Raw genomic sequence first — 17,291 nt, forward strand, 5'->3', positions numbered from 1 at the left:
AATAGCTGCCGGAGGTACAATAACAAAAGAATATATATTCGAACTTAAAGCTGCAGGTGACGATGGATTTCAGCTCTCAAGCGTTTTTGTTCCAACTGTTGAATGTGATGCCCATGAAAATTTTAAACTTGCATATATTAATGCGAAAAATGACGATCCAATAATAATAAAAAGTCCTGTTGGAATGCCTGCTAGGGCAATTCCTACAAATTTTCTTATGAATTCAATGAAGAATAGATGTGTTGTAAATAAATGTTTTCAGTGTATGCCAAATTGTGATCCCTTAAATATACCATACTGTATATCAAAAGGATTAATAGATTCAGTTCAGGGAAAAGACGGTCTTATTTTTTCGGGTGCAAATTTAGGTACCATAGATAAAATGACAACAGTCAAGGAAGTAATAAATAAATTAATAGGTTAATTAAATTGTATGTAAGCGAATATGTATTATAATGCATATTTGCTTTTGTTTTGCATACAAAAACTCATGTAATCAGCGAAATCATGCACTTTGCTGAAAAAGCAATGTTCCTGTTTATGAAAAAAAGTTATTATTTATTCTTGACTAAATGTAAAGTTGCATTTATACTTGTATTTACTGTATTGTTTATAATTATTATCAGTAAAAATATAATTACAAAAATATAATTACAAAAATATAATTACAAAAATATAATTACAAAAATATAATTACAAAAATATAATTACAAAAATATTATGGTAGTAACTATTATAGGGGGTTCGCTAATGAAAGGAGACACATTTCAAATTTTTATTTCAATGATAATTTACATGGCTGTTGTTTTAGGTATAGGATTGTACTTTGCAAAACGTGCTAACGAAAGCAGTGAAAACTATTTTTTAGGTGGTAGATCACTCGGTCCATTAGTTACAGCTATGAGTGCAGAAGCATCTGATATGAGCGGATGGCTTTTAATGGGTCTTCCTGGCGTAGCATACTGGTATGGTCTTAGCGATGCAGTTTGGACGGCTATAGGTCTTGCCGCAGGAACATATTTAAATTGGCTGTTTGTAGCAAAAAGACTTCACAGTTATTCTGTTATTGCAGGTGATTCTATAACGCTTCCTGATTTTTTTAGCAATCGTTTTAAAGAAAAAAATAAAGTAATAATGACTATTTCAGCAATTTTTATTTTGGTATTTTTCACTGTTTATGCTTCAAGTTGTTTTGTTACTGTTGGGAAACTTTTTAACACATTATTTGGATTTAAATACCAGCATATGATGATAGCGGGTGCTGCGTTTGTATTGTTTTATACTTATATCGGTGGCTTTCTGGCAGAAACTGCTTCAGATACTATGCAGGCATTTGTAATGATATTTGCGCTCTTAACGATATTGATAGTTGGAACTTCTGTTGCAGGCGGTGTACTAGCTGTTGTTGAAAATGCAAAATCGATTCCTGGATTTTTTGAGTTTTTTGGTATAGCTTCTCCAACTGTAGTAGACGGAAGTCAACAAATTATCAATGGAGTGCCTCAATTTGGTGAGGCTGGGGAATATGGGTTGTATACAATATTATCTACCTTGGCGTGGGGGCTTGGTTATTTTGGAATGCCTCAAGTATTGCTCAGATTCATGGCTATAAGAGATGCAGGAGAACTAACTCAGTCAAGACGCATTGCAACTGTATGGGTTATAATTTCCCTTGGAGCTGCTGTTGCTTTAGGAATAATAGGAAGATCTCTTTTCCCTACAGAACTTCTGACATACAGCGAATCTGAAAGCATTTTTATTGTTCTTTCATCAAAATTGCTTCCTTCTGCTTTGGCGGGTTTTGTAATGGCAGGCATATTAGCAGCAACTATAAGTTCATCAGATTCATATTTGTTAATAGCCGCTTCTGCATTTTCAAAAAATATTTATCAGCATTTAATTAAGAAAGATGCAACAGATAAACAAGTTATGAATGTATCTAGAATTATATTAGTTTTGATATCTATAATAGGAATAGTAATAGCACTTGATGAAAATAGTGTAATATTTACAATAGTATCCTTTGCTTGGGCAGGATTTGGAGCTACATTTGGACCTATAACAATATTCTCTTTGTTTTGGAAAAGAACAACAAGAGAAGGAGCTATTGCAGGAATGCTTTCAGGCGGAATAATGGTGTTCATATGGAAACTTGTTCTTAAGCCAATGGGAGGAATTTTCGGAGTGTATGAACTGTTGCCTGCATTTATAGTTTCTTGTATATTCATATATGCAGTATCGAAAATGACAGATGAACCTTCATTAAAAATTCAAGAAGAATTTGAGCTTGCAAAGGAAAAATCATCTGAAAAATAAAAAACAAAGGACTGAGCAATCAGTCCTTAATAATTTACTTAAACTTTTACTTTAAACATCCAAGATTTGTTTCCCGGGAAATTATTTATATTTACTTTTCTAATTCTTTGCATGTGTTCATTATTTGTTTGTAAATTGCTTCAATGTGTTGTGAATACATGTTATTTTCTAGGTTATTTACACAGCTTTCAATAACTTTTTTCTCTCTCACTTCATCATAAACAGGAATGCTATTATCCTTTTTATATTGACCTATCTGCAATACAAGGTTAAATCTTTTTTCTAGAAGTTTTACCATTTCTTTGTCTATTGTATTTATTTCAATTCTTGCTTTATCTAATTCCATTTTTAACCATCCTGCTTTTTATTAGTTACATTTCTCTTCCTACAGCTTGAGCAATTAATTTTAATTTTTCCATGAGTTGTTTGAATTTCTCTGGTTTTATTGATTGATTTCCATCGGACAAAGCATTTTCAGGGTCATTGTGAACTTCAATCATCAATCCGTCTGCTCCTGCAGCCACTGCAGCCAAAGCCATTGGTTCAACCATCCACCACATTCCTGTAGCATGACTTGGATCAACAATAATCGGCAAATGACTTAATTTTTTTATTGCAGGTATAGCACTTAAATCTAATGTGTTTCGTGTATAATTTTCAAAAGTTCGTATTCCACGTTCACATAAAATTACATTGTCATTGCCTCCTAACAGTATATATTCAGCGGACATAAGAAGTTCTTCTATCGTTGAAGAAAGTCCTCTTTTTAATAGTATTGGTTTATTAATTTTCCCTAATTCTTTCAGAAGTTCGTAATTTTGCATGTTTCTTGCACCAACTTGGATGATATCAACGTTTTCTATATAATCATCCAAATAATCTGTTGACATTATTTCAGTTACAATTGGAAGGCCGGTTTCTTGTTTGGCGTATTTTAAAAGTTCAAGTCCTTCCATTTTCAAGCCTTGAAAACTGTATGGAGAAGTTCTTGGCTTGAAAGCTCCGCCTCTTAAAAAATTTGCTCCTGACATTTGGAGTGCTTTAGCGATGGTTATAATTTGTTCATGGCTTTCTACAGAGCATGGTCCTGCAATTATAGAAATTTTATTTCCACCTATTATTTTATTGCTTATATTAATTTCTGTATTGTTGGGATGAAAAAGTCTGTTCGCTTTCTTATATGGTTCTTGAACAAAAATGACCTTATCTATAGCTGTATATACTTCAAATATTCTAGGGTCTATTTTGGTGGTATCACCTATGATGCTAAGAATATGATAATTAATTTCCTTTATTTCATTGACTTCAAATCCCATTTTATAAATTTTTTCTTTAATTATATTTATTTCTGACGTATCTGCATTTTTATTTAAAATTAATAGCATATAAACCCCCATTCTTAATTTCCATGATTAAAATCTATCATATTATTTCAGAAAGTCAATAGCCCTAACCCTATTTTTCGACCATATAAGTTGCTAAATCAATAATTTAATTGCAGAACCAATGCAATTATGGTATAATTTATTAAAATATGGATGGGTAGGAGGTATTATGAGAAATAAAATATTAGATAAAATACTGTTGCTAACAGTTGTGCTTTCTCTTATGTTAACAATTACTGTTAATGCTGTTGCGTTTACTGATATATCAACTCACTGGGCAAAAAGCTATATTGAAAGAGTTGCTGCAAATGGATTGGTTTCAGGATATGACAATGGTACATTTAAACCTGACAATAATGTAACTGTTTTGGAGTCTTTAGTTATGATATCCAGACTCTATGATATTGATGATGATATACGTGATGAAATTATAGAAAAATACAAACCTGTTTTAGAAGACATGCCTAATACATTATACAATGAATGGGCTTTTGAATATTTGTCAGTTATAATTGAACTTGGTGTTGTATCGGAACAAGGAATCGAGGATATGTTTTCAAAGAAAACTATTTTCCAGGATGCAAGCAGAGAAGAAATAGCTGTACTTCTAACAAAGGCCATGATGCTGGGGGATGAAGCTCAGAATTTAAAAGTATATACACTTCCATTTGCTGATGCAGCAGAAATATCTACTTCAGCAAGGCCATACATTTATATAATGTATGATAAAGATATACTGCAGGGTGACAGCAATAAAAATATAAATCCTTCTGCAAACATAACAAGAGCTGAAATTGCTACATTGCTGGACAAGGCATATGATTATGTACAAGACAATGATGTTTGTCCTGATTTTGATGATTATCAGCCAACAACTTCTTTAAGCGGAATGATAACGGAAGTTTCAGCAGGTACGGCAGAATCTTACATATATGTTAAAAATGATAATGAAGTAGAAAGCATAGTAAAAATAAATGATGATACAGAAATAATTCTAAATGGCAAGACTGCAGATGTTGATGACTTAGAAGAGGACATGCTTGTAACATGTAAAATAAATGATGCAAGAGTTGCAGTACACTTAGAGGCTGACAGTTCCACAGAAGTTGTAAAGGGAATCATTGAATATGTTGCTTACATATCACCTGCAAAAATCACAATAACAGATGAAGATGATGATATACAGACATTTGATGTACCTTCAGGAATAAATATTTATCTTGACGGCAAAAAAACGGAATTAAAATATCTTGATGAAGACGACGAAATAACTTTGCTTTTAGAGGATGATAAAGTTAATCAAATAAATTCCATAAGCAGAATTAAACATTATGACGGCACAATAACTGCAATTGATTATGCCAACTATCCAATTAAATTATCAATAAAAACTGAAGATGGTATTCTTAAAACATTCGTATTTGATAATGATGTTGAAATAACAAGAAATGATGATGAATCAAGCTTCGACCAGGTGAGAGTTGGAGACGAAGTAACGGTGACAACGGAATATGATGAAATGATAGGTATAAACACCATTGCTACAGAAGCTGAAATGAGTGGAACCATTAAGGAAATATTAATCGCAACTGACAATAAAATTAAAATTGCTGATGAAGATGGCAATGTGAAGCAGTATACAGTGAGCAACAATGTAATAATTACTATTGGAAGTAAAAATGCAACAATTTATGATTTGCGATTAGGATATAATGTAAGTGTCAATACATCCGGTGATGAAATAGTTACAATGGAAGCTTCGGAACTGCAGACTACAAAGAATTTTACGGGAAAAGTAATATTCATAAACGATGATGACAAACTTATAATGATGCAAAATATTAAGGAAAATGGACAAACAGAGCTAATTTACCTGAACATTACAAGCAACACAAAAATATTTAATACATCAGGAGAAACAAAATATTTAAAGGACATAGAAGAAGGAGAAAGCATATTGAGTACTGCTATTTCCCAGGGCGGAGAATATGTGGCAGCAAGCATAATGGTACAATAAGCAAAAGCATCTGGGAACAGATGCTTTTTTGCTCCTCAGACAAAGAATGGAGATGATAAAATGAAAAAAACAACCATGATTTTATTGATGATTTTAGCAACAGCTTTTATTGCATTTGGATGCACAAAACTGCCTGCATCTCAAGAAACAGGAGTGGGTCCGGCTGAGTATGAAGGCATAATAAATTCAGATGAAATAAAAAAAGAAAATGAAAATTTAAAAAAAGAGTTAGAAAGTACAAAGACTGAACTGGAAAAAATGGAAAAAGATTATTTAAATTTGGCAAAAAACAATGAATTGGTAATTTCTAAGCTACAAGAAGCAGAAACAAAGCTTGACATTGTAGAAAGTGTTGATATACCTAAGTTTAATTCAGAAAAAACTGACAAAAACAGCATTTTAGCATATTTGAATGAAAGCAAAAATGTATTGGATGACAGTTACAGAGAAATTGAAATAATCCAATCAATGGAAAGCTGTATTTTGTTTTGCACTGTTGGTTACGGAGATAACTTCAATCAAATATTTATGTGGGAAGTTGGGCAAAATGAACCTGTGCTAATAGATGGAGCTTCATTTGACAAGAACGGCAGTTGGAAGTGGCTTTTAGAAAACAAATATATTATAATAGAAAATGGTGAAAATAAATCTGAAAAGAAAGTGTTTGATGTTGAAAACAAAAATATTGCAGGGACATTTGAATCTAATGAAGATATTTATTTACTACCTGAAACAACAACGGTACTAATCCAAAAACCAAGTTCAAATAATTTTGTACTTTATAATTTCATAATTTCCAGCGAGAAAGAATTGAACCTTGATAATAAAAATAAGTATTCAAATTTTGTTGTCGATGAAGAAAAAAATGAAATAACTTTTAAAGGAACATATACAAATGATAATGGGACAGAATATTTTGTTCAAGCAACGATGAATATTGAAAAAATGAAAGAAATTTATGAAATAAAAAACTCAGATGAAATTGAAGAAACAGAAGATATCGAAGAAACTGACGAAATAAAAATTGAAGAAAATGTTGAACCAGAAGGAAAAAATATATAGATGAAGTATGATGTTATAGTAATAGGAGCAGGAGTTGCAGGACTTTTCAGTGCGCTTTCAATTAAAAATAAAAAAGTTCTGCTTCTTGAGAAAAATTCAAGTGCCGGAAAAAAACTGCTTATATCAGGGGCAGGACAATGCAATTATACAAATAATTGCGAAATGAGTGAGTTCATAAAAAAATACGGGGACAAGGGCAGATTTGTTAAGGCTGCCCTTTATAACTTTACAAATAAAGATGCAATGGAATTTTTTGAAAAACATGGAGTTCCAAGCACAATAAGAGAAGACAATAAAGTTTTTCCAAGCTCATTCAAAGCTTCCGACATAGTTGATGCACTTGTGAAGAGCTGCAGTGAAAATAATGCAGAAATTATCTTTAATGAATCAGCGGAAAAAATAACTTTTGATGAAAATAATAAAATGTTTTTTATTAAAACATCAAAAAATTCCTATGCAAGTGAAAAGTTAATAATAACTGCCGGAGGAAAATCATATTCAAATACAGGGTCCACCGGGGACGGATATTCTTTTGCTAGGAGTATGGGACATAGAATTGTAGAACCAAAACAAGCTCTTGTTCCGGTATATGTTGAAAATTATAAATTTAAGGACTTGTCCGGCATATCTTTTGAAAATATAAAAATAACTTTATGGAGAAACAATAAAAAAATAAATGAATTTAACGGAGACTTGCTCTTTACCCATGTTAATATTTCAGGCCCTGTGATTTTAAATAATTCCAGATACATAGAAAAGGGAGATATATTAAAAATTAATTTTACTCAATTTTCAAATTCAGAAGAATTTAAAAAGTATTTTGAAGACACAATTTCCGGTTCTGGAAAGCTTAATGTGAAAACAGTTTTAAAACAATTTGACATTCCAAAGCGCTTCATAGATAAGATTATGGAATTGTCTGGTGTTGATGATAGCACAATTTGCAGCCAGCTGGATAAAAACAGCAGAAAAAAATTAATAGAGATTATATCTAATTACGCTTTGAAAGTTGAAAAGCTCGGGGATTTTAACATTGCCATGGTAACTAAAGGGGGCGTATCAACAGATCAAATTAATTCTAAAACAATGGAATCTAAAATAGTGCCTAATCTTTATTTTGCAGGGGAAGTTATAGATTATGACGGGGACACCGGAGGCTTTAACATTCAAGCAGCCTTTTCAACAGGAAAGATGGCAGCAGACAGCATTAATAAAATCAAGTAAAAAATGAAGAGGACTGTTATATTAAGCATATTCATGTCATCCTGAGCGTTAGCGAAGGATCTCATCTGTTGAAATCATGAGATTCTTCGGGCTTAAGCCCGAAGAATGATACGATAATAATCACTAATGCAACGGCCCCTAATTTTATTTTATAATAAATCTTCCTTTTAACGCATTCAATATTGATGCTATGATTATTGAATACAATGGTATCATGAAGAAATTTGTCAATATTCTGGCTGGCAGGAATATCATGAATCCCTTGCCATACAAAACTGATAAAAAGTAAGTGTTTAATATAATTGACGTAATCAGTTGAGTTACGCTTGTTGTAAACACAATTTTATTCATATTCAAGTCATTGGTTGAAGAGGTCAATTTAATCGGGATCAACAAATATGCGCCAACCAATACCAAAAAGCCAACAATGTACAATAAACTTAATGGCTTACCGTCATACATAATGCCGTTGTCAAATGTCAACAATCCATTATAAATGAAAACTGAAACAAACCCAACAGACAATAAAGATATAAATATTGTATTCAGCAAGTTGAAATTAATATCTCTCTTTATATATTTATAAATAATCCCTGGAATAAAACCGCTTAATGCGCTTACAAGTGTGAAGCCCGGGAAAAATGGTCCACCCGGCTTAACCATAAAATTAATGATATCAGCTGCCGCACCGGCTATAAGACCGGCTGTGGGACCTAAGATTATGCCTGACAGCATAAGTGGAATTGATGCGAAATTTATTCGCAGTGCAGGTATTCCTGCCAGCGGTATATAAATTTCAAACATAACTTTTAATACTAAGCTCATTGATATAAAAAGCCCAGCTCTCACAATCGTCAATGATGTGAATTTTTGTGTATCAGTATTACTTCTCATGTTATCCTCCTTCTTGAGCAAAGCAATACCTCCGCACAATATAGGAGAATAAGGCTACAGCCTTTCTCTAATACAGCGGAAGCGACAAGATACCGCAGACATAGTCTTTCGTTCAAGGGCGACATCCCATCCCTTAACACTTAACGCATCTTATCTACTCTGTTACATATTCAATTTTTCATATAATAACACATAATGAAATATATGTCGATACCTAAAATTTAAAACCCTTGTTCATTAGCATAAAGTTAAACTCTTGAAACATAAGTCTCTTAATGATATAATGGCATCAAAACTAACGATTAAGGAAATATAAGGAGGCTTTATGACTGAGAAATTTTTAAGCGACATAGAAATTGCACAGCAGGCAAAAATGGTAGTAATCAATAATATAGCTAATAAAATAGAAATACCAGATCAATACGTTGAAAATTATGGAAAATACAAAGCAAAAATTGATTACAGATACTTGCAAAATGAATTGAAAAATAATGAAGAAGCTAAACTCATACTTGTTACTGCAATTAATCCAACACCTGCAGGAGAAGGAAAAACTACGACTACAATAGGTTTGGGAGATGCTCTTTCAAAGCTTGGGAAGAAAACAATCATTGCGCTTCGCGAACCATCTTTAGGGCCTGTATTCGGAGTAAAAGGTGGAGCAGCCGGAGGAGGATATGCTCAAGTTGTCCCAATGGAAGATATAAATCTTCATTTTACCGGTGATTTTCATGCTATAGGAGCTGCTAACAATTTATTGGCAGCAATGATTGACAATCATATACACCAAGGTAATGAACTCAACATAGATACAAGAAGAATAGTGTGGAGAAGAGCTGTTGACATGAATGACAGACAACTGAGGCACATTGTGGACGGACTTGGTGGAAAGACTGAAGGTGTGGTTAGAGAAGACGGTTTTGATATTACTGTTGCTTCAGAAGTTATGGCGATATTCTGCCTTTCAAATGATATTACAGAATTAAAAGAAAATCTATCTAAAATAATAGTAGCCTATACAAGAGACGGATTACCGGTTACTGCAGGTCAATTGAAAGCACATGGAGCAATGGCAGCACTTTTAAAAGATGCTTTAAAACCAAATTTAGTTCAGACTTTGGAAGGTACACCGGCATTCATTCACGGAGGACCTTTTGCAAACATAGCACATGGTTGCAACAGTGTTATTGCCACAAAAATGGCCAGCAAAATTTCTGATTATACAATTACAGAGGCAGGGTTTGGGGCCGACCTGGGAGCAGAAAAATTTATAGACATAAAGTGCCGTAAAACTGGTTTAATACCAAGCGCAGTAGTTATAGTTGCAACTGTAAAAGCTTTAAAACACAACGGAGGAGTTGCAAAAGCAAATTTAGGATTAGAAAACCTTGAAGCCCTGGAAAAAGGACTTCCAAATCTTTTGAAGCACGTTGAAAATATAACACAGGTATTCAAGCTTCCGGCAGTAGTTGCAATTAATAAATTCCCAACAGATACTGATAAAGAGCTTGATTTAATAAAAGACAAATGCAAAGAACTTGGAGTAAATGTAGCACTTTCAGAAGTTTGGGGCAAAGGCAGTGAGGGCGGAATACAGCTTGCTGAAGAAGTTTTAAGACTTACAGATAAAGAGAGCAACATGGAATTTGCTTACGATTTAGATTTTTCTATAAAAGAAAAAATCAAGGCAATTGCAACAAAAGTTTATGGGGCAGATGATGTTGACTTTTCATCAAAAGCAAGCAAGGAAATTGCAAATTTTGAGAAATTGGGATTTGGAGATTTACCTATTTGCATGGCTAAGAATCAGTATTCATTGACAGATGATCCAAAAGTATTTGGTAGACCAACAGGATTTAAAATTACAATAAGAGACATTACAATATCAGCAGGAGCAGGATTTTTAGTTGCACTTACCGGAGATATAATGAAAATGCCGGGACTTCCAAAAGTGCCGGCTGCAGAAAATATTGATGTTGATGTTGACGGAAAAATAAAGGGACTGTTTTAAAAAGTATTTTGTTATATTAATAAAAAATCAAAGAATCTGTTAAGTTATTTAACTTAACAGATTCTTATAATTACTTGCTTTTTATATCTGCCCTTTTTCCTTTTGCAAGTGTAACAATTAATACGCCCATTAAAATAAGAATACATGCAAGTACATTTCGTCTTGTTACCGGCTCATTTAAAAACAGCATCCCCAGTATGATGCTTGTTATGGGTTCAAACATCCCAACAATGGACGTTACTGTAGGACCAACATTTTTAACACCTATAGGTATAAATGTATTTGCTAAAAACGATACAAAGAAAGCTACCAGGAAAGTAAAAAACCATCCTGTGAGAGACATTTTAAACACAAGATTATTGCTTGCCACACCAAATATGAAAAGATATAAAGAAGAGAATATGGCAGCATAAAAAGTGATTTTAAATGGATACATGGCATTAAGGCCGCTTTTATCAATAAATAATATGTGGACAGCATAAACTATGCCTGATATTAGTGCCAGAGATACTCCTATGATGCTGAAATCTCCTTCAAAAAACATCATAACTCCGATAGTTGAAAGTATTAAAGCAATAGTTTTTTCTTTGCTGATTTTTTCTTTGAATATTAATATGCATGCAATAGTTACAAGGACTGGATATATGTAATGAATTGTCGTAGTCATTCCTACAGAAATGTAATTATATGCTCCGTATAGAGTGAGAGCTGTCAGTGTAGAACCCATCGCCCCAAGTATTGCAAGCTTTTTGGTTTCAGTTTTGTTAATGGCAATGGGAATATTATTATATTTTAATACTACAAAAAGAAGTGGAATAGAAAGGAAGTTTCTATAAAATGTTAGAGATATAGCATTACTTCCTTCCAGGTATGTCAACTTTCCCAATATAGGGGTAAAACCATAAATAAACGCTGCTAATATTCCAAAGGTTAAACCTTTTGTCTTATTCATAATACCCTCGGTACTGCTTAAGTTATTTGTTTTATTTACCACAGCACTTTTTGTATTTTTTTCCTGAACCGCATGGACATGGATCATTTCTTCCGATTTTTTCACCTTTTACAACAATTTTTGAACGGTTGAAATCCTTCTTGATTTGTTTTCTTTTTTCATCATCAAAAATGTTGCTCCATTCATTCATTCCGTACAGCCATTCAGCCTTGGAATCATGCATGTTCCACAACAATTTTTCGAAATCAAATTCAACTTTTATTTCTGAATCTTCAGTTAAATCATCCAAACCAACTTCTTCTTTAAAACTTGTGTTAGCACCGTCTAAAAAACCGATAAACTGCATGCTTGTCATATTGCTTTTTTCTGCTAAATCTTTGATAGTGCCTTCAACAACGGGATTTTTTGTTTGAAGAATATTTCTGTAGCACTCTGTTTCCTTTGCCATATATTCATTAAAAAAAGTTTGGTATTCTTCTTGAGTAGCAATACCTTTTAAATTTTCAGTCCATTCTGTATATAAACTCATGATTTAATTTCCTCCAATAATTTTTTACTGTGTTTATTTTTCTTTTAGCAAATCTCTTATTTCAGCAAGCAGTTCTTCTTGAGTAGGCCCTTTTGGAGCAGCAGGAGCAGGTACTTCTTGTTTTTTGAATTTTTCTTTAGATTTGTTGATTAACTTGACAAATAAGAAAATCGATAAAGCAACAATTAAGAAATCAACAACGTTTTGAATGAAATTGCCGTACATAATTGCTGCTTCAGCCTTAACAACAACATCTCCATCCATTATAGCAGGACTTAAAACATATTTCAATGATTTGAAATCCCTGCCGGCCATCATAGCTCCCAATATAGGCATAATAAGATCATTTACTACTGATGTTACAATTTTGCCGAATGCACCGCCCATTATAACGCCTACTGCTAAATCTAAAACATTTCCTTTAAATGCAAATTGCTTAAATTCTTTCCACATAACTCCTCCTTGACATAATCCTTAGTTATTGATTAATTTATACCCAATTAATCACAATAATAACACAAATGCTTGATTAATGTCAATTTTTATATGCTGTACCTTCGTCTGTTACTCCAAGTTCAAAGCTGTCGTCATAAGTAATATATCTTATTTCATTTTCCACAATTGTATTTTCTTTACTACCTTTGTACACTACGAATACTTGGTTGTTTTCTGAAGCTTTTTCGAGAATTTTCTTTAATATTTTCACTTCACGCTGGTCATTTATGTGATCTAAATCGCTGTTTAGGGACAACACAAGTACTTTATCCTCGAAGCCAGCCATGCTTTTTATGTTGTTCCACATAGTAGTGTTATCTGCATTCATTGTGCCGTTTGAAATTATTCCATCAAAATATATTATACTTCCATTATTTTTTTCATCCGATGTAACTATTTTTCCTTTTGAGGAAGTAACAATGAGTTTTTCCAAATAGTCAGATACTCTCATTGTTTTTATAGAGTCAACAAATTGTGTTTCGGCTCTTAATCCAAGCTCTTTATCTTTTGGTTCGTACAAAATTCTTAAGTTGTCAATGTAAATGGTTCCTGCATCTTTTCTTGTTTCATTAATTTCAGCAAGATAAATGTTATTCAATGTTATTGGATAGGCAGTTTCTTCAGGAATGGCAGCTTCAACCCATTTCCATCCGTTGAAGTTCACTTCATCTTCAAAAGTTAATTTCACTTGGTTACCGTAAGCATCTGTAATTCTGGTTCTCAGCCAATGATTTTTTTCATCACCGTAAATCCACATTCCAATAGCTTCCGGCTTATCTTCCAACTTAATTCCTTCACCGTTATTGCCAAACTCTACAAAGGCAATGCTTTGATCAGTCATTTTTGTAAAATCATAATCAAGCTTTAATGCATTGGATCCTTCTTTCACAAAATCCTTTGATATAGATATTTTACCATCAGAAACTTCAGGATATAAGTTTAATTTTAAATTTTCCAAATCTTCAAAGCGGAACAATGTTTTATATCTGTAGCCAACTTTAACTTGAATATGCTTTACAGCATCACCAAAGGTTGCTGTTATTGCTCCTGTATTGCTTGTTTCCCCGGCAGTGAATATGCCGTTTTCAACTTTTCCAACCCTGTTTCTGTAGGAAAATGTAATGTATTTTGCCGGTATGGCCCCTGATTTTCCATCTTTGTCAATACCAAGGGCATCGCCTAAGTTATAAGTATCTCCAAAACCTAATGTTAGTGTGTCTGTACTAAAATTTAGAGCTACAGGAGTTTCTAAAACTTCAATTTCAGCCTTACCCTCTGCACTGCCAACACTTGCTGTTATTACTGCCTTGCCTGTCTTACTTGGATAAAATACGTTGTTTACAACTTTCCCTGCATATGATGGTGATACAGTAAAATTAACATCATTTGTATTAATAATTAAAGGTGTGTAAAATTCATTGAAAAATTTCAGATTAAGAGCAACTTCTGTATTATTGAACACAACATTATTATTTGAAGCAATTTCTACAGTGTTAACAGTGTTGCTTTCCGGAGAAGTATTAAATACGCCTACCCCTGATGCAATTTTTCTTTCTTTTCCGTCTGAAGGTATGTTAACAACTGTAACGTTTGAATTTTTTAAGAAGTCAACACCCATGGTTGTTGATCCTCCTCCATCCATATTTACTGCATTGTATGCTCCAAGTTCAAGCATTATTTGAGCAAGTTCAGTCTGTTTAACTCCAACATAATTTTTGTTTCTTCCGTCAATTGTAACCATTATCATTTCAGAATTATCTTTGTTGTAACCAATTGCAGTTCTTGGATTTGTTCCGAGCGCCTGACTGCTTACATTATTTAATTGTCCATCTTTTACTAAATAATTAAGTGCTCCAAATGCCCAATCAACATCTTCAGGGCTGTAATCAAGCTCTATGTTTAAAGATACAGGCTGACCAACCATGAATGAAGAAAGCATTTGGTTCATAGTCGTTGCATTTGAACTTGCAATAACATATCCGTTTACCGGTATTATTGTTGAAGGTTGATTTTTTCTAATTTCAGATACTGTACCGTCAACAACTACAACTTCAACAATGTCTTTGTTTGTATAGCCAGGGGAAGTTTTGTTCCAGTCGGTTGTAAGTATTGTAGGACCCCAATCTAATGATGATGTTTTATTCATTACAATAACATTAAATTCTGTGCTGTCAGAGCCGTAAAGAGTTATTTTAGGATTCCATACGGAAATATTAACTGTTCCGTCTAACAGTCTTGAAACCGTGGGATAACCATCGCTGTATGGAAGAGGTGAAGTTATTAAATTTCCGTCTGCAATCAATGCACCGTAAGTATATGTAGGGTCTCCCATGTAAAAAAAGTCTCCGTTTACTGCTGCAACAGCACCTGATGATTTAATCATAGAGCTTAGGGGTGTTCTGTTTGAAACTCCGCCTTCATTTTTTATAGGGTTAACTTCTGTGTATTCATCGTTTAAATCTACTCGTATCACATTAATATTCATCCATCCTGAGGATGTGTATTTTTCTGTTTTTTCATATGTAATGCCTGTTGAGAGCCTTGTTTCTTCTGATAAGTCATAAACAGTATAAAGACTGTTAGCATAAGCTGAAACACTTAACATCAGTGCAATGGCTGCAGAAAAAGCCGCGATTTTTTTAATTATCATATTATCATTCCCTTCTGGTTTTTGTCTTTATCATTATAACACATAAATCGTATTAGCTAACATGAATTTATTCAATTAGACTAGTAAATTCTAGCAATTAAGAGTTAATTTAAAGACACTACTATAGACGTATTTATAGAAGAGAAGTTCCCTATTTAAAATATCATTAAGCTTATTGTAATTAATTGTAACAAATTGGTAAATAAATTATAAAAATAATATTCTTACATATTGACTTTGAAAAAAAAATGTGCTAGCATAAGGTAAATAATGATACTCCTTATCAAGAGTGGTGGAGGGACGAGGCCCTATGAAACCCGGCAGCCTGTATATTCAAGGTGCCAATTCCCACGGATTTCCGAAAGATGAGGTTATGTAGGCATGGCCTCTTCTGTTGAAGAGTTTTTTGTTTTTTGTAATAATTATATCAATAAAAGAAAGGGATAAAAGATGAAAAAATGGTTATTTACATCTGAATCTGTTACAGAAGGTCATCCCGATAAAATGTGTGACCAAATATCAGACGGTATTTTAGATGCAGTAATGGAACAAGATCCAAATGGCAGAGTTGCTTGTGAAACAATTACTAAAACAGGCTTTGTATTAGTAGCAGGAGAAATAAGCACAAATTGCTATATTGACATTCCAAAAATAGTAAGAAAAATTATTCAAAATATCGGCTATGATAATGCAGAATATGGCTTTGACTATAAAACATGTGCGGTACTTAATTCAATTGAAGAGCAGTCACAAGATATAGCGATGGGAGTAAATGAAGCAGAAGAATATAAAAAAGATCAGTTGGATACAAATAATATGATTGGTGCGGGTGATCAGGGTATGATGTTTGGATTTGCATGCAATGAAACACCTGAATTAATGCCAATGCCAATATCATTAGCGCACAAACTTGCTCTTAAATTAGCAGAAGTCAGAAAAAACAAAACAATTAATTATTTAAGACCGGACGGCAAAACACAGGTAACTATCGAGTATCATGACAATAAACCTGTAAGGGTAGATACAATTGTTGTTTCAACTCAACACAATCCGGATGTTGAAAGAAAAACTATTGAAAAAGATATTAAAGAATTTGTAATTAACACTACTGTCCCTGCAGAACTTTTGGATGAGAATACAAAATATTACGTAAATCCAACAGGAAGATTTGTTATAGGCGGACCTCAGGGCGATTCGGGATTGACAGGAAGAAAAATTATTGTTGATACATATGGCGGGTATTCAAGACATGGCGGCGGAGCATTTTCCGGAAAAGATTCAACAAAGGTTGACCGTTCAGCAGCATATGCAGCAAGATATATTGCAAAGAATATTGTTGCAGCAGGTTTGGCTGACAAATGTGAAGTACAACTTGCGTATGCCATAGGAATTGCAAAGCCGGTTTCAGTAATGGTTGAAACTTTTGGAACAAATAAAATTGCTGAAGAAAAAATCGAACAGGTAATTGCAGAAAATTTTGATTTAAGACCTGCAGCAATAATTAATAATTTCCAATTGAGAAGACCTATTTACCAGCAGATTGCAGCGTATGGCCACTTTGGAAGAAGTGATCTTGACCTTCCTTGGGAAAAAACAGATAAAGTTGAAGCATTGAAAAAATATTTATAAATAAATACCCTTCGGGGTATTTTTATTTGTTAAAAATTGTCAAGTAGGATGTTCTGTAAGCATTACTTATATGATATAATCATATAAGTAATTATTTTATTCATGGAGAATGATATGTTAAAAATAG

Annotated in this window: 14 protein-coding genes and 2 riboswitches; of the genes, 7 read left to right on the top strand and 7 right to left on the bottom strand. The window is 33.1% G+C overall.

Features of this window, described 5'->3' with window-relative positions; translation table 11 throughout:
- Both SA378_RS08320 and SA378_RS08325 read left to right on the top strand, forming a co-directional pair.
- The coding region (locus tag SA378_RS08320) for a nitronate monooxygenase (protein WP_318525523.1) at positions 1 to 424 on the top strand (424 nt) is incomplete at its 5' end.
- A gap of 326 nt (positions 425 to 750) precedes the next feature.
- Complete coding sequence (locus SA378_RS08325; protein ID WP_318525524.1) at positions 751 to 2,316, top strand: sodium/proline symporter; 1,566 nt, start codon at positions 751 to 753, stop codon at positions 2,314 to 2,316.
- A 91-nt stretch (positions 2,317 to 2,407) separates the two neighbouring features.
- Here SA378_RS08325 and SA378_RS08330 read toward each other — a convergent pair whose 3' ends face one another.
- Both SA378_RS08330 and aroF read right to left on the bottom strand, forming a co-directional pair.
- Entirely contained in the window at positions 2,408 to 2,662 is a 255-nt protein-coding gene (locus SA378_RS08330) for a chorismate mutase (RefSeq protein WP_318525525.1), read from the bottom strand.
- 25 nt (positions 2,663 to 2,687) lie between these two features.
- Complete coding sequence (gene aroF / locus SA378_RS08335; protein WP_318525526.1) at positions 2,688 to 3,701, bottom strand: 3-deoxy-7-phosphoheptulonate synthase; 1,014 nt, start codon at positions 3,699 to 3,701, stop codon at positions 2,688 to 2,690.
- Positions 3,702 to 3,870: 169 nt separating this feature from the next.
- Between aroF and SA378_RS08340 the strand changes: the two genes are divergently transcribed.
- From SA378_RS08340 to SA378_RS08350, 3 genes are read left to right on the top strand one after another with little or no spacing between them, the layout of a single operon-like run.
- The gene (locus tag SA378_RS08340) at positions 3,871 to 5,718 is read left to right on the top strand and encodes an S-layer homology domain-containing protein (RefSeq protein WP_318525527.1); all 1,848 of its coding nucleotides are present in this window, start codon (positions 3,871 to 3,873) and stop codon (positions 5,716 to 5,718) included.
- 60 nt (positions 5,719 to 5,778) lie between these two features.
- A complete protein-coding gene (locus tag SA378_RS08345; protein ID WP_318525528.1) occupies positions 5,779 to 6,780 on the top strand; it encodes a hypothetical protein in 1,002 nt (333 codons plus the stop codon).
- Positions 6,781 to 8,004, top strand: a complete 1,224-nt coding sequence (locus SA378_RS08350) for an NAD(P)/FAD-dependent oxidoreductase (RefSeq protein ID WP_318525529.1) — start codon at positions 6,781 to 6,783, stop codon at positions 8,002 to 8,004. It begins immediately after the preceding gene.
- A gap of 144 nt (positions 8,005 to 8,148) precedes the next feature.
- Here SA378_RS08350 and SA378_RS08355 read toward each other — a convergent pair whose 3' ends face one another.
- Entirely contained in the window at positions 8,149 to 8,898 is a 750-nt protein-coding gene (locus SA378_RS08355; RefSeq protein WP_318525530.1) for a folate family ECF transporter S component, read from the bottom strand.
- Between the two features lie 71 nt (positions 8,899 to 8,969).
- Positions 8,970 to 9,062: riboswitch (THF riboswitch) on the bottom strand.
- Positions 9,063 to 9,223: 161 nt separating this feature from the next.
- On the opposite strand from SA378_RS08355, the gene SA378_RS08360 reads away from it, so the two are divergent.
- A complete protein-coding gene (locus SA378_RS08360) occupies positions 9,224 to 10,909 on the top strand; it encodes a formate--tetrahydrofolate ligase (RefSeq protein WP_318525531.1) in 1,686 nt (561 codons plus the stop codon).
- A gap of 70 nt (positions 10,910 to 10,979) precedes the next feature.
- Here SA378_RS08360 and SA378_RS08365 read toward each other — a convergent pair whose 3' ends face one another.
- The 4 genes from SA378_RS08365 to SA378_RS08380 form a co-directional block, all read right to left on the bottom strand.
- Positions 10,980 to 11,861, bottom strand: coding sequence for a DMT family transporter (locus SA378_RS08365; protein WP_318525532.1), 882 nt, complete (start codon positions 11,859 to 11,861; stop codon positions 10,980 to 10,982).
- Positions 11,862 to 11,892: 31 nt separating this feature from the next.
- Positions 11,893 to 12,390, bottom strand: coding sequence for an SEC-C metal-binding domain-containing protein (locus SA378_RS08370; RefSeq protein ID WP_318525533.1), 498 nt, complete (start codon positions 12,388 to 12,390; stop codon positions 11,893 to 11,895).
- Between the two features lie 33 nt (positions 12,391 to 12,423).
- Positions 12,424 to 12,843 carry a large-conductance mechanosensitive channel protein MscL gene (gene mscL / locus SA378_RS08375; RefSeq protein ID WP_318525534.1) on the bottom strand — a complete coding sequence of 140 codons (420 nt, stop codon included), beginning with the start codon at positions 12,841 to 12,843 and terminating at the stop codon, positions 12,424 to 12,426.
- Between the two features lie 82 nt (positions 12,844 to 12,925).
- On the bottom strand, positions 12,926 to 15,535 hold the full coding sequence (locus tag SA378_RS08380; RefSeq protein ID WP_318525535.1) for a phosphodiester glycosidase family protein: 2,610 nt from the start codon (positions 15,533 to 15,535) through the stop codon (positions 12,926 to 12,928).
- Between the two features lie 277 nt (positions 15,536 to 15,812).
- Positions 15,813 to 15,907, top strand: a riboswitch (SAM riboswitch).
- 78 nt (positions 15,908 to 15,985) lie between these two features.
- Between SA378_RS08380 and metK the strand changes: the two genes are divergently transcribed.
- Complete coding sequence (metK, locus tag SA378_RS08385) at positions 15,986 to 17,164, top strand: methionine adenosyltransferase (RefSeq protein WP_318525536.1); 1,179 nt, start codon at positions 15,986 to 15,988, stop codon at positions 17,162 to 17,164.
- Positions 17,165 to 17,291: the final 127 nt, after the last annotated feature.

The organism is Sedimentibacter sp. (assembly GCF_033447055.1).
GTDB lineage: Bacteria > Bacillota > Clostridia > Tissierellales > Sedimentibacteraceae > Sedimentibacter.

Coding starts and splice junctions, on each gene's coding strand:
- SA378_RS08325 (WP_318525524.1), top strand. CDS start 751: ATGAAAGGAGACACATTTCAAATTTTTATTTCAATGATAATTTACATG.
- SA378_RS08330 (WP_318525525.1), bottom strand. CDS start 2,662: ATGGAATTAGATAAAGCAAGAATTGAAATAAATACAATAGACAAAGAA.
- aroF (WP_318525526.1), bottom strand. CDS start 3,701: ATGCTATTAATTTTAAATAAAAATGCAGATACGTCAGAAATAAATATA.
- SA378_RS08340 (WP_318525527.1), top strand. CDS start 3,871: ATGAGAAATAAAATATTAGATAAAATACTGTTGCTAACAGTTGTGCTT.
- SA378_RS08345 (WP_318525528.1), top strand. CDS start 5,779: ATGAAAAAAACAACCATGATTTTATTGATGATTTTAGCAACAGCTTTT.
- SA378_RS08350 (WP_318525529.1), top strand. CDS start 6,781: ATGAAGTATGATGTTATAGTAATAGGAGCAGGAGTTGCAGGACTTTTC.
- SA378_RS08355 (WP_318525530.1), bottom strand. CDS start 8,898: ATGAGAAGTAATACTGATACACAAAAATTCACATCATTGACGATTGTG.
- SA378_RS08360 (WP_318525531.1), top strand. CDS start 9,224: ATGACTGAGAAATTTTTAAGCGACATAGAAATTGCACAGCAGGCAAAA.
- SA378_RS08365 (WP_318525532.1), bottom strand. CDS start 11,861: ATGAATAAGACAAAAGGTTTAACCTTTGGAATATTAGCAGCGTTTATT.
- SA378_RS08370 (WP_318525533.1), bottom strand. CDS start 12,390: ATGAGTTTATATACAGAATGGACTGAAAATTTAAAAGGTATTGCTACT.
- mscL (WP_318525534.1), bottom strand. CDS start 12,843: ATGTGGAAAGAATTTAAGCAATTTGCATTTAAAGGAAATGTTTTAGAT.
- SA378_RS08380 (WP_318525535.1), bottom strand. CDS start 15,535: ATGATAATTAAAAAAATCGCGGCTTTTTCTGCAGCCATTGCACTGATG.
- metK (WP_318525536.1), top strand. CDS start 15,986: ATGAAAAAATGGTTATTTACATCTGAATCTGTTACAGAAGGTCATCCC.